The organism is Kitasatospora sp. NPDC057965 (assembly GCF_042887135.1).
In the GTDB taxonomy this organism is placed as follows: Bacteria; Actinomycetota; Actinomycetes; order Streptomycetales; family Streptomycetaceae; genus Kitasatospora.
In genome coordinates this window covers 1-13,090 of sequence record NZ_JBHVPZ010000022.1, presented here as the reverse complement: position 1 = coordinate 13,090, position 13,090 = coordinate 1, and the positions used below count along the sequence as shown (strand labels likewise).

Here is a 13,090-nt window from a genome sequence, read left to right as displayed (position 1 = left end):
GTCAGTACTCACCGCGGGCGAAGGCGAGCAGTTCGGAGACCCGCTCGGGGATCTTGGAGCGGGACGCGCCGAGCGGGGCCAGCGCCCGGCACCAGGCGTCCAGCCGGTCGGCGTCCAGCCCTGCCGCGTCGGCGAGTTCGTCGCGCCGCCGCACCATGACGGTCCGGTCCCAGCCCTCCAGGACGTAGTCGGCGGCGTCGAAGCAGCGCTCGCCGACGCAGGCGATCGGGCTGCGGGCGATCAGGCCCCGGGTGTCGGAGGCCAGGACGTTGCCCAGGTGCAGGTCGCCGTGGAGCAGCACCTGCTCGGCCGGGTCGGCGAGCAGTTCGGCGGAGATCCGGCGGGAGGAGGCGCAGTCCAGGCCGCCGCGCTCGCTCCAGCCGTACAGCACCTGCAGCCAGTCGGCGATCCGGCGCGGCGCGGCCGCCGGGTCACCGACCGCGTGCAGCTCGTTGAGGAAGCGGGCGTACTCGGCCGGGGCGGGCTGCTCGGGCAGCGGTTCCACCGAGGTGCCGGGGACGACGGCCTCCAGCAGGGCGGCGCCGCGGGCGGCCGCGAGCACGCCCGGCACCCGGCCGCTGGGTGCGAACTGCCGGAGCATCGCGACCTCTTCGGCGAGCGCGTGGGAGTCGGCGGCGAGCTTCAGGCTCGCCGCGCCGCGCGGTCCGGTGCAGGGCAGCAGCACGGCGGAGACCCTTGCGGTGAAGTCGGTCCCGATGCCCGAGCCGATCTCCAGTTCCCACTCCCGGGCCAGGGCCGCCACCTGCTCGGGCAGGGCGCCCAGCCAGCGGTGGTTGACCTTGCCGGTGCTGGCGTAGTCGGCGGTCGCTTGGAATTTCGCGGTTATCTCGTCCAGATCAAGCAACGTGGATCATCACCAATCAGCAAGCGGCGGACGATCTTTGAGGCGATCAACGGCGACAGCCTGGCGGACCCGCGTTCAAGCCGGATGGAAGCCGCGTGCAAATTCCGTTCAAGGGATGGTCCTTATGCGTCACTCCTTGACTCGAAGTGTTCAAGATAGGTTCAATCGCAGCCATAACCGTGCAGTAACTGGGGAGATACGGTGGGTGGAACGATCTGGTTCGGCCTTCTGGGGCCCCTGGAGATCCGCGTCGCCGGAGCGGCGGTCATGGTGCCGGCCCGCGTCCGGATCCTGCTGGCGAGCCTGCTGTGCCGCGCCAACCAGACGGTCGGCGTGGACGAACTGGCCGACGCCGTCTGGAGCAACCAGCCGCCGCGCGCCGCCGTCACCACCCTGCGCAGCCACGTGCTGAGGCTGCGCCGACTGCTCGGGGAGGCGGCCGGACGGGTCGAGACCACCGGATCGGGCTACCGGATCGGCCTGGACCCGCACACCGAACTGGACGCCACCATCTTCACCGCGCGCGGCGAGTCCGCCCGCGCCGCCGCCCGGCGCGACGACTGGCAGACCGTCTCCCGCTCGGCCGCCGCCGCCCTGGAACTGTGGCGCGGATCGCCGCTGTCCGACGTGCCCTCGGATCCGCTGCACCGGGACGAGGTGCCGGGCTGGCTGGAGGCCCGCATCGAGCTCGCCGAACTCGCCGCCTGCGCCGACCTGCGGCTCGGCCGCACCACCGAGGCGATCCGGGTGCTCCGGCGGCTGGCCGCCGAGGAGCCGCACCGGGAGGGCGTGCACGCGCTGCTGATCGAGGCGCTGGCCGCCGCCGGGCGGCGCGCCGAGGCCCTGGCGGTCTACCGCCGGGTGCGCGCGGCACTCGCCGCCGACCTCGGCATCGAACCCGGCCCGCAGATCGCCGCCGTGCACCAACGGGTGCTCGGGCCGGGCGGCGCCGCGCCCCCGCGGGACACCCGCGGTGCGCCCGCCTCCGCCGAACCGGCCGAACCGGCCCGCCGGCCCCCGCCCTTCCCGGTCACCGTGCTCCGCCAACTCCCAGCCGACCTACCGACGTTCACCGGACGGAGCGCCGAACTCGGGGTCCTGCTGGACTCGGCCACCGCACCGGTCGGATCACCCGCCACCGTCCAGGTCATCGCGATCGAGGGGATGGCCGGCGTCGGCAAGACCCGGCTCGCCGTCCGCGCGGCCCACGAACTCGCCCGGGCCGGCCGGTTCAGCCAGCTCCAGCTCTACGTCAACCTGCGCGGCTTCGACCCGGACCACCGCCCGCTCGACCCGTCCGACGTCCTGGACGGGCTGCTGCGCGCCCTCGGCGTGGACGAGTCCCGGGTCCCGGCCGGACTGGACGCCCGCGCCGCGCTGTTCCGTGACCGCCTGCACGGCCGCGAGGCGTTGCTGCTGCTCGACAACGCCGCCGGAGAACCGCAGGTCCGCCCGCTCGTACCGGCCGGGCCCGGCTGCCTGGTCCTGGTCACCAGCCGCCGCCGGCTGGCCGGCCTGGAGGGCGCGAGCGCCCTGCCGCTCGACCCGCTCAGCCCGCCGGAGGCCGTCTCGCTCCTGGCCGCCGCCGCCGGGCCCGACCGGGTCGCCGCCGCCCAGGAGGCCGCGGAGCGCATCACCCGGCTCTGCGGCCGTCTCCCGCTCGCCCTCGCCCTGGCCGCCTCCCGGCTGCGCGCCCGCCCCGCTTGGGGCCTGGCCGACCTGGCCGAACACCTCGAACACGGCGGCATCCGGGCGATCGTGGCGGGCGACCGCTCGCTCTGCACCGCCTTCGACCTCTCCTACCGGGGCCTTCCGGAACCCGCCCGGCGGTTCTTCCGGCTGCTCGCCGACCACCCCGGCCGCGACTACACCGCCCGCTCCACCGCCGAACTCGCCGCCCTCGAACCGGCCTCCGCGCGCGAGGCGCTGGAGTCGCTGGTCGACGAGAACCTGCTGATCCAGGAGCGGGCCGAGCAGTACCGGCTGCACGACCTGCTGCACGCCTTCGCCGTCGAGGCCGCCGCGGCGCACCGGGAGGCCGGTGGAACGGCCCTGAGGGTTCGATGAAGTGACGAATCATCAGAAGAATGGTCGATCAGGTGGTTCCGGATGGCGGCGTCGAGCGGGACCGGCACCGTGAACCGCCGTCCCCGCGGCGGGATCACCTGGGAGATCGCCGGACCGGGCGGGTGGCGCGGATCGCCGGGCCGGCCGAGGACCGCGGGCCGGGGGGCGCCGCCGCCCCTCCCGGCGGGGGCGGATCCCCGGTCAGGACGGTCCGGTAGAGGGTCTGGAGCTCCTTGCCGGGACCGGCGCCCAGCTCCTCGGCCAGCCGCCGCCGGACGGCGCCGTAGCGGTCCAGGGCCTCCGCGCCCCGCCCGGCCGCGTGCAGCGCCTGGATCAGCACGTACTCCAGGGGCTCGGCCAGCGGATACTCGATGGTGAGGTCGGGCACCGCGGAGATGACCGCGGTGGGCCGGCCGAGCCGGAACTCCGCCTGCGCCCACCGCATCACCGCGTCCAGCCGCCGCCGGTGCCAGCTCGCCCGGACCTGCGCGGCCCATTCGCCCGCGAGGCCGGCCAGTGGCTCCCCCCGCCACAGGCCCAGGGCCTCGGCGAGCGTCGCGGCCCGGGCCTCGTCGTCGCGCTGCCGGTCGTCGCCCTGCTCGACCAGCCGGCGGAACCGGTGGAGGTCCACCAGCTCGGGGTCGATGTCCAGTACGTAGCCGGCGTGCCGGCGCTCGATCCGCGCCGCCGTCCCGCTGCCGGGGGCGGCCGCCTGTCTCAGCAGCCCCCGGATCCTGCTCAGGTGCGCGTAGAGCACGGACCGGGGGTCGGCGGGCGGGTTGTGGCCCCAGACCCGGTCGATGAGCGCCTCCATCGCGATCGGTCTTCGGGCGTCGACGGTCAGCGCGGCCAGGACCACCTGCTGCCGAGGCGTCCCCACGTCGAGTGGCCGGCCCGCCGAGCGCAGCTCGATCTCGCCCAACAGCCGGAAGTCCACATGTACCCCCCGCGTGATCAACGGCGCCCGCGACACGTCCCCGGCGTCCCATGCTGGCTGGCCCGCAAGGTGACCGCAAGGTCGGTGCACAGGACGTGCCGCCAGGGTGTGGGGCGTCCGGGCCGCGACGAACGCCGGCCACCCGAGACCCCTGGAGGAAAGCACCATGCGGATACCCCTTCGCCGACGCTCCGACCGCTCCCGGCTCACTCCGGCCGCCGTGGTGGCGGCCGTGGCGTTCGCCGTCTTCACGGCCCTCGGCGCCACGCCCGCCCAGGCGGCGGGACCCGTCCACCACGAGCTGGTGAACGTCCGGACCGGGCTTCGCGCCGACGTCATGTGGGCGTCGACCGACGCGTACACCGGTGTCTTCCTGTGGCCGGACAACACCAGCGCCTCCCAGGAGTTCGAGCTGCTCGACAGCGGCAACGGGTACTTCCGGATCAAGGCCCGCCACTCCGGCCAGTGCCTCATGCTCGACTGGCGGGCGGGGACCTACTCGAACGGCACCGGCGTCATCCAGTACCCGTACTGCGACGCCGGCTACGCGCCGGCCGAGTGGACCACCGCCTGGGTGGGGCACACCTGTATGTGCTTCCCCACGACCATGATCCTGAAGAACCGGGCCACCGGCCGCTGCCTGGACGCGGACGGCCCGAGCGGCACGCCCGGCGTGCAGTCCCGCCTGATGCAGTGGGACTGCATCACCACCGACGAGGCGTGGAACACGGCGAACCAGAGCTGGAGCCTCCCGTAGCCGAGCCGAATGACAGCTCGGAAGGGCGGGCGGCCGGGTGGCCGCCCGCCCTTCCGTCGTACCCGGCGCATTTCCGGAGGGGGGTCATCCGATCTTGGCCATTTCTTCACGGCAGCAGGTGGCGGGTGCATGTCAGGAGGATATTTCCGGCAATCGAAGGAAAGGGTTCGGGAATACGGCTCTGGTATTCTGATGAGCAGTCAGACGGATCGCTGCGGGCGCATGATTGCCATCATCCACAGAGAAGAGTCGACCTTGAAGAAGTCCGTCATCATCACCGGTGCCTCCTCGGGACTGGGGCTGGCCACCACGCGCGAACTCGCCGCTGCCGGAAGCCATGTGATCATGGCCTGCCGAAGCGTGCCGAAGGGGGAGGCCGCCGCGGCGGAGATCCGCGCGGCGATTCCCGACGCGAGTCTGGAGGTGGTCGAACTCGACCTTTCCGCGCTCTCGTCGGTTCGCGCCGGTGCCCGGGAAATCCTCGCGAAGTCCGACCGGCCGCCACTGCACGTGCTGATCTGCAATGCCGGAATCCAGGTGGTGAACGGTGTCCAGCGATCCAGTGACGGTTATGAACTGACGTTTGCGACGAACCACCTCGGGCATTTCCTGCTGACCCAACTCCTGGTCGACCACATCGTCGAGCCGGGCCGGGTGATCCTGGTTTCCAGCGAGGTCCACCAGGGGCCCCGGAAGTCGATGGGATTCCCGGCCCCGCGCTGGGAGGACCCGCAGGCGCTGGTCGATCCGGACCGCTCCGTGCTGGGCGATTCGGCCAAGTCCGGCCGGATCCGTTACGCGACCTCCAAGCTGGCGAACCTGTACGCCACCTACGAGCTGGCCCGGCGGGTCGTGCCGCGCGAGATCACGGTGAACGCCTTCGACCCCGGGCTGATGCCCGGCACCTCGCTGGACCGCGACTGGCCGCCGCGCATCCAGCGGGTCTACGCCCAGCTGACCCCGTTGCTGGTCAAGACGCTGCCGGGGGCCCGCTCCGTCGAGCAGTCCTCCGCCGACCTGGCCTGGCTGGCGACCGCGCCGGAGCCGGCCGGCACCACCGGCGCCTACTTCTCCGGCCGGCAGCCGCGCGAGAGCTCCAAGGAGTCGCACGACCGCACCCGGGCCGCCGAACTCTGGACGGCCTCCGAGCGGCTGGTCGCCGCGCACGGCTGACCCGGGCGGCACGCCGAGGGCCGTTCCGGAGACCGACTGGTCTCCGGAACGGCCTTCATTGTTTCAACCCCCGTGCACCCGAAGGGTGTTCAGGAGAGCGCCAGTACCGTCCCGGGCGAGCCCGACGAGGTCAGCCGGTGCAGCGCCCGGTCGACGCAGCGGTCGGCCAGCGCCGTCACCGTCAGCGCCGGCGGCACCGCCCCGGTCGAGCCGGGTATCAGCGAACTGTCGATCGCGAACAGGTTGTCGTAGCCGAGGACGTCGCCCGCCGGGCCGGTGGCCTTCCCCAGGACCACCCCGCCCAGGCAGTGCGCGGTGAGCGCCGGCGTCACCACGTCCACCCTGATCCCGGGGTTCGCCCGGTCCAGCTTCGAGGTGGTCGCCGACATCGCGTCGGTGGCCCGCTGGATCCGCGGGTCCGACTTCGGCCAGGTCAGCCCGACCTTGCCGGTGGCCGGCCGGTAGTCGAACCGGCCGAGCGCCGGCGGCACGGACAGGCCCAGCATGGTGCTGGCGAGCGAGCCGAGCTCCGGGTAGCCGAGCGGGAATCCGAGGAAGGTCACCGGGGTCTCGGGGTCCGCCCAGTCGGTGGCCACGATGTGCGAGGGCCCGCCCTGCGCGGTGTCGCGCAGCGGCAGCCCGGCGCGGACGATGATGTGGTCCCCGCCCGTCCCCCAGTTGCGCCCCACCTGGTCGCCCAGCTTGGGGAGACCGCCCGTGGCCTTGGCCCGGACCAGCAGCCTCGTGGTGCCGAGCGAGCCGGCCGCCAGGAAGACGTAGCGGGCCGCGAACTGCGGACGGGCCGCGACCAGCCCCTGTTCGTCGATCCGCTCCGCCGAGATCAGGTACCGGTTGTCCACCGTGCTGATGTCCGTCACCTGGTGCAGCGGCAGTACCGAGACCCGTCCGGTGGCCTCGGCGGCCGCGAGGATCGAGCGGTCGACGCTGCGTTTGGCCCCGCTGTTGACGCCGAAGTCCGAGTGGCCGAGGATCGCCGACCGCACGGCGGTGCCGGCGATCTCGTTGCGGACGATCTGCCAGTCCACCGCCATGTCCGGGCGCAGTGTCGGCAGTCCGGCCCGTGCCGCCTCGGCCAGCAGGTCCCGCGCGTTGGCGTAGTACGGGGAGTTGAGCACGTCGTCCGGGATGGGGGCGACGCCGATCAGGCCGCGGGCCCGCGGGTACCAGACGTCCCGCATCTCGGCGTAGTCGAGCGAATCGCCGAAGCTGCGGCGGAAGAAGTCCTCCCGGGGCGCCATCATCACGGCGTTGTTCACCAGCGAGCCGCCGCCGACGCCCGCGCCGGCCAGGCCGATCACGCCGTCGCCCACGAAGGCCTCCAGCACCCCGGTGAACGGGTGGAAGCTCTGGTTGGTGAACGGCGAGGTGGTGGCGAGCCACGCGGCGCGGCCGTCCGGGGCCTGCGGGGTGCAGAAGGTGTCGCCCGCGGGCGTGATCGGCCAGCGGCGTCCGCGCTCCAGCAGCACGCTGCTGAAGCCGGCCTGGGCCAGCCGGAGCGCCGCCACCGAGCCGGCGTACCCGCTGCCGACGATGACCACGTCGACGGGCTCGGCGGCCCGGGCGACACCGCTCAGCAGGCCCCCCGACAGGGCGGCGGCGCCGGTGGCCGCCGCTCCGTAGCGGAGAATCTGCCGTCTGTTGAACACGGGTCCGTTCACTTCGTCCTCTCGAATGGCGCCGATGGCGGCGCCGGCGCTGGCGGTGCTGCTGGCGGTGCTGCTGGCGGTGGTGCTGGGGCGCGGACCGGGCCGGGGCTTCCTCAGGCCGTCACGCGGACGCCCATGCTCGCGATCCCGTACGAGCCCTGCGTGGTGCGCAGGCGCGGCGGGTCCTCCGGGTCCAGGGCGAGCCGGTCGAGGTGCGGGTAGAAGGAGCGGAACGCCGTCTCGGCGAGCAGCCGGGAGAGCGCGGCGCCCGGGCAGAAGTGCGGTCCGGCCCCGAAGCCCAGGTGGTCGCCCTTGGTGTCGCGGTCCAGGTCGAAGACGTCGGGGTTCTGGAACTTGCGCGGGTCGCGGTTGCCGGAGCCGATCAGCACGTGCACCAACTCGCCCGCGGGGATCGTGACATCGTGCAGGGTGACGTCCTCGGCGGCCCGGCGCAGCAGCCACTGGGTGGGGCTGTAGAGCCGCAGGTACTCCTCGATGAAGTCCCGGGTGAGGTCGGGCTCGGCGGTGAGCCGGTCGGCGAGCGCCTTGTCGGTCAGCAGCATGTGCACGCCGCCGCCGAGCAGGTTCATCGTGGTCTCGTGGCCGGCCGCGACGAACGACCAGGCCATGGTGACCAGTTCGTCGCGGGTCATGTCCCCGGCCTCCAGCTGCACGACCAGCTCGCCGAGGATGTCCTCCTGGTTGGGCTTGCCCTTGCGCTGGTGGGCGAGTTCGCCCATGTAGTTGCCGAATTCCACGATGTCCTCGAAGAATCCGGGCGCGAGGTCCGGGTCCATCCCGGCGGCGACCGCGAAGGACGCCATCACGGCCCCCGACCAGCGGCGCAGGTCCGCCTTGCGGTCGAGCGGGATGCCGAGCATCCCGCCGACCACCTTGAGCGGCAGCGCGGTGGTGAAGGCCTCGACGAACTCGACCTGCTCCTGCGCCAGGATCTCCTCGATCAGCTCGTCGACGATCTCCTGCACCCAGCCGCCGAGGGTGCGGACCAGTCGGGCGTTGAACGCCTTGTTGGCCATGTGGCGCAGCCGGGTGTGCTCGGGTGCGTCCCGGTTCACCAGCATCGGGAGGTTGAGGTAGTCGCCCTTGCGGATCTGCGAGGAGAAGAGCTTCTTGTCCTTCAGCGCGAGCGAGACGTCGTCGTAGCGGCTGAGGACGTAGAAGTCGGACCCGTCCCACATGCCGCCGGGGGCGTGGAACACCGGGTTCTCGTCCCGCAGCCGCACGTAGGTCGGCCAGGGGTTGAGGTGGTACTCGGGGTCACCCAGGTCGATCGTGATGGTCATGGTTGCCCTCTCTGTCAGGCATGGCTGTCCGGACTGCTGCGACGTGCGGGAACGTGCGGAGACGTGCGGGATCGTGCGGGGGAAGGCCGGCCCCGCCTGCCGCTGCAGGGTGGGCGGGGGCGGGGCCGGCGGCTCAGCCCGCCGTCGGGCTCTCCATGAAGCCGCTGGCGGTGAAGGACTCCAGGTAGGTGCGCACCAGCGCGGCGTCCAGCGGCGGGCAGCTGATGCCCGTCCCCTCCAGCGCCGCCCGGGTGTCCTCGGCGGCGGACTTCGGGAGCCGGACGTCGTCGACCGCGTCGTTGAGGAAGGGCACCAGACCGAGCAGCGCCATGGTGCCGGCCTCGCGCCCGGTCACCTTCTCCTTCCAGCGGGCGAACGTCATCCGCTCCATCGGGTAGCCGAACTCCTCGACCAGGTCGAAGAATTCGATCCAGGTCAGCTTGGTGTCATTGACCAGGTGGAAGGTCCGCCCGCTCAGCTCGGGCCGCCCGGCCAGCTCCACCACCGCGCGCGCCACGTAGTCGATCGGCGCGGGCTGCAGCGGCATCTCCACGTGGTCGGGCGCGATGCCGGCCTCGGCGCAGCCCTTGATCACCATGCTCAGGTGGTCCAGCCGGTTGAACGCCCCGGAGCTGCTGTGCGGGCCCGAGTTGATGCGGTGGATGGTGACCGGCACCCCGCGCTCGTGCGCGGTGCGGACCATGTGCTCGGCGACCCACTTCGACTGCGCGTAGCCGACCACCAGCGGGCCGCTGGTCAGCAGGTCCTGGCTCTCCGGCACGCTGTCGGCCTCGAACTCCTTGGAGGAGAACACCCCGACGGTGGAGATGAAGTGCACGGGCCTCGCCGCTCCGGCCGTCGCCAGCCGCAGCACCTCGCGGGTGCCGTCCACGTTGGCGGCCTCCAGACCGCTGTAGGGGTACGTCCACTTCACGGTCGCGCCGCAGTGGAAGATGTCGCCGATCCGCGCGTGCAGGCCGGTGAACTGCTCCTCGCCGAGGCCGAACCGGGGCTTGGAGAGGTCCCCGACGACCGGCACGATCCGGGTCGCGGCATCGCCGACGTCGACCCCGTAGGTGGTCAGGTTGGCGAGCACCCGGCGGAGGGCGTGCTGCTCGTTGTCGGCCCGGACCAGGCAGTGCACCGTGCCCGGGCGGCGCTCCAGCAGCTCGGCGAGCAGGAAGGCCCCGACGAAGCCGGTGGCACCGGTGAGCAGGACGTCCTGCGGGGCCGTCCCGGCCGGCTCGGACGGCACGGTGGCGGTGATCGACGCCTCCAGCTCCGCCTTCTCCACCATCTCCGCCACGGTCATCGAGCGCACCCGGCGGCTGCCGAGGCCGCGCGGGCGGGCCGCCGCCCGCGGCGCCGCGGGGGCGGGGGCGGGGGTGGCGGTTCCCGCGGCGGACGTCGCGGCGGGCGCGGACGCGGGGGCGCCCGGGGCGACGGCGGCGGCGGGAGCGCTGCCGGACGGCGGCTCCTCGCCCGCCGGGGCCGGTGTGGCAGGCTGCTCCAGCTCGTCCGCGACCCACTCCGCGAGGTCGGTCAGCCGGCCGCCGCTGAACACGATCTCCAGCGGCAGGCCCACCTCGAAGTCGCGGTCCACCTGGCTCTTCAGCTCGGCGAGCATCAGCGAGTCGGCGACCGTCGTGACCTCGGTCTCGGGGTCGACGTCCTCCGGCGCGGAGCCGAGCACGGCGGCCAGCAGCCGGACCAGGTGCCCGGTGACCGCCCGCTCCCGTTCGGCGGGCTCCGCCGCGCGGAGGGCGGCCAGGTCCACCGGGCCGACGGCTCCCGCCGCTCCCGCGGGCCGGCCGCTGGACACCATCCGCTCCAGCAGGGCCTCGCTGACCGGGCGGAACGACACCCCGCTCAGTTCGGCGACCAGCGAGCCGTCCGGCGCGGTCAGCCGCAGGTCCCCGGCCAGGGAGCCGTCGGCGGTCGCCCGGGTCACCACCGTGCACAGCACCTCGTCCGCCGCGACGGCGCCGTGCACGACCATCCGCTCGTAGCCGGTGCCCAGGTGGACCGGGCGCTCGGCCCAGTCGGCCGGCTGCGGGTGCCCCGCGATCGCGACCAGCTGCACGCAGGCGTCCAGCAGCAGCAGGTCGGCCCGGACGCCGGCCGCGACACCCTTGGTCCGCGCGTCCGGCGGCACCAGCCGCCCGACCGCGACGCCCGGTCCCCGCCGAGCGGACTCCACCAGCTGGAAGCTCGGGCCGAGCCGGAACGCGGGGTGCCAGGCCCGGCGGTAGAACTCCTCGCCGTCCAGGGTGTCCTGGCAGCGCGTCCCGGCGTCCTCGAAGAGCGCCGCGGGTGTCACCTCGGCCGGGTCCCCGCCGGCCGGCGCCGCCGGGACGACCAGCGCCCGCAGGTGCTGCTGCCAGCCGGCCACCGGGTCCTTGCTGTGCACCCGGACCTCGGTCTTGCCGTCCGTCAGCGGGCCCAGCACCACCTGGACCGTGCGGGTGTCCTGGTCGGAGAGGACCAGCGGACGGGAGATCGAGAGGTCCTCGATCCCGACCGGTCCGTCGAAGGCCCGCTCGGCGCAGCGCAGGACCAGCTCCAGGTAGACCACGCCGGGCACCACGAGCCGTCCGTGCACCCGGTGCTCGGCGAGGAACGGCAGGGCGGCGAGGGAGAGTTCGCTCTCGCCGATCACCTCGCCGTCCGCCGTCTCCAGGATGTGCGGGCGCAGTGCGCGGCCGCCGCGCGAGGCGGTGGCGGTGCCCGCGGAGGTGTTCTGCGGCCAGTACTCCTGGCGCTGGAAGGGGTAGGTGGGCAGCTTGGCCGGGGAGGCCGGCCGGGTCACCACGGCGGACCAGTCGACCTCCCGGCCGCGGGCCCACACCTGGGCGAGGGACTCCAGCAGCACCCGGTGGGCCGAGGGCCCGTCGGCCGCCGGGGCCAGTCGCAGGGCGTCCTGGTCCCCGCCGCTGAGGGCGAGGGCGCCGGTGCCCAGTTCGAGGATGATCCCGACCCCGCTGTCCAGGGCCGACGCCGGCGCCGCGTCGAGCGTCGCGGGCCGGTCCGGCGCGCTGTCCGCGGAGCGGTTCCAGTACTCGGCGGTGGCCACCTCGGGGCCGGCCGGACCGGCCCGGTGGTCGAGGACCAGGTCGACGGCCGGGATGCGCAGCCGGACGTCGGCCAGGTCGGCCGAGCGGCCGGCCAGGGCCAGCCGGGCACCGTCCGCGATGCTGAAGACGCCCGCGAGGGCCGCAGCGGCGTACGCGCCGGCGCCCTGGCCGACGATCACGTCCGGGTCGACACCGACCGAGCGCCACCAGGCCCCGAGCGCCACCGTCGCCGCGTAGCGCGAGGCCGGGCCGTCGGCGGCGGCCAGTTCCTCGCCGGGGACGCCGAGGGCGGCGGCCACCGCGTCCACGGTCTCGGTCACCACCGGCAGCTTCCCGTACAGGCCGTCGGCCCGGGCGCCGCCGTCGGTGGCCACGAAGGCCGCCTGCGGCACCGGCCCGGCACCGCGACGGCCGGTCACCACACCGGGGGCGTCGGCGCCCTCGGCCACGGCGCGCAGTCGCTCGGCCAGGTCGGCGGAGGTCTCGACCACCACGGCGGCGCGGTCGCTGAGGTCGGCCCGGCCGACACCGGCCGACCAGGCGAGCTCGGCGGGCGTGAAGGCGTCGGCGGTGGCGGTGAACTCGGCCAGCCGGGCGGCCGATGCGCGCAGGGCCACCGCGCCGGAGCCGGAGACCTTGACCACCACGGGCCCGTCCGGGACCGGTTCGGCGGCGGCTTCCCGGACCGGCGGGGACTCCAGCACGACGTGGGCGTTGGTGCCGCCGAACCCGAAGGCCGACACGCCCGCGATGCGCCGCTCCTGCTCCCAGCGGGTCAGCTCGGTCGGCACCGAGACCGGCAGATCCGCCCAGGCCACGTGGGGGTTGGGCTCGACCAGGTTCAGGTGCGGCGGGATCCAGCCGCGCTGGACCGTCAGCACCGCCTTGATGAAGCCGGCGATGCCCGCCGCCGCCTCCAGGTGGCCGATGTTGGTCTTCACCGACCCCAGCGCCACCGGGCTGTCTTGTGCCCGGCCCTCGCCCAGCACCCGGCCCAGCGCCCGCACCTCGATCGGGTCGCCGAGCGGCGTGCCCGTCCCGTGCGCCTCGACGAAGCCGACCTCGGCGGCGGCGATCCCGGCCACCGAGAGCGCCCGCCGCACGACCTCCTGCTGGGAGGAGGCGCGCGGGACGGTCAGGCCGGAGCTCTTGCCGTCCTGGTTCACGGCGGAGCCGCGGACGACGGCGAGGATGTCGTCACCGGCGGCGAGGGCGTCGGAGAGGCGCTTGAGCACGACCACGCCGG

General features: G+C 73.9%; 8 protein-coding genes. 3 read left to right on the top strand and 5 right to left on the bottom strand.

Annotation, left to right across the window (positions count from 1 at the left end; translation table 11 throughout):
* Window position 1: 1 nt before the first annotated feature.
* Window positions 2-865: an aminoglycoside phosphotransferase family protein gene (locus tag ACFVVU_RS26470; RefSeq protein ID WP_387792599.1), complete on the bottom strand. Its 864-nt coding sequence runs from the start codon at window positions 863-865 to the stop codon at window positions 2-4.
* 201 nt (window positions 866-1,066) lie between these two features.
* Here ACFVVU_RS26470 and ACFVVU_RS26465 point away from each other — a divergent pair, with 201 nt between their 5' ends.
* Entirely contained in the window at window positions 1,067-2,932 is a 1,866-nt protein-coding gene (locus ACFVVU_RS26465; RefSeq protein WP_387792598.1) for a BTAD domain-containing putative transcriptional regulator, read from the top strand.
* A 94-nt stretch (window positions 2,933-3,026) separates the two neighbouring features.
* Here the strand turns inward: ACFVVU_RS26465 and ACFVVU_RS26460 are convergent, their stop codons facing one another.
* Entirely contained in the window at window positions 3,027-3,854 is an 828-nt protein-coding gene (locus tag ACFVVU_RS26460; protein ID WP_380684734.1) for a BTAD domain-containing putative transcriptional regulator, read from the bottom strand.
* A 181-nt stretch (window positions 3,855-4,035) separates the two neighbouring features.
* On the opposite strand from ACFVVU_RS26460, the gene ACFVVU_RS26455 reads away from it, so the two are divergent.
* Window positions 4,036-4,626 (top strand): RICIN domain-containing protein, encoded by a 591-nt coding sequence (locus tag ACFVVU_RS26455; protein WP_380684733.1) that lies wholly within the window; start codon window positions 4,036-4,038, stop codon window positions 4,624-4,626.
* Between the two features lie 129 nt (window positions 4,627-4,755).
* Window positions 4,756-5,799, top strand: a complete 1,044-nt coding sequence (locus tag ACFVVU_RS26450; RefSeq protein WP_387792596.1) for an SDR family NAD(P)-dependent oxidoreductase — start codon at window positions 4,756-4,758, stop codon at window positions 5,797-5,799.
* Between the two features lie 89 nt (window positions 5,800-5,888).
* On the opposite strand, the gene ACFVVU_RS26445 is transcribed toward ACFVVU_RS26450, so the two are convergent.
* The 3 genes from ACFVVU_RS26445 to ACFVVU_RS26435 all read right to left on the bottom strand — a co-directional run.
* On the bottom strand, window positions 5,889-7,466 hold the full coding sequence (locus ACFVVU_RS26445) for an FAD-binding protein (protein WP_387792594.1): 1,578 nt from the start codon (window positions 7,464-7,466) through the stop codon (window positions 5,889-5,891).
* A 113-nt stretch (window positions 7,467-7,579) separates the two neighbouring features.
* Window positions 7,580-8,770: a cytochrome P450 gene (locus tag ACFVVU_RS26440; RefSeq protein WP_380688278.1), complete on the bottom strand. Its 1,191-nt coding sequence runs from the start codon at window positions 8,768-8,770 to the stop codon at window positions 7,580-7,582.
* Between the two features lie 133 nt (window positions 8,771-8,903).
* The coding region (locus ACFVVU_RS26435; RefSeq protein WP_387792592.1) for a thioester reductase domain-containing protein at window positions 8,904-13,090 on the bottom strand (4,187 nt) is incomplete at its 5' end.

Excerpts from the sequence above, each read along its gene's own strand:
- ACFVVU_RS26455 (WP_380684733.1), top strand. The coding sequence starts at position 4,036 with ATGCGGATACCCCTTCGCCGACGCTCCGACCGCTCCCGGCTCACTCCG.
- ACFVVU_RS26440 (WP_380688278.1), bottom strand. The coding sequence starts at position 8,770 with ATGACCATCACGATCGACCTGGGTGACCCCGAGTACCACCTCAACCCC.
- ACFVVU_RS26450 (WP_387792596.1), top strand. The coding sequence starts at position 4,756 with ATGTCAGGAGGATATTTCCGGCAATCGAAGGAAAGGGTTCGGGAATAC.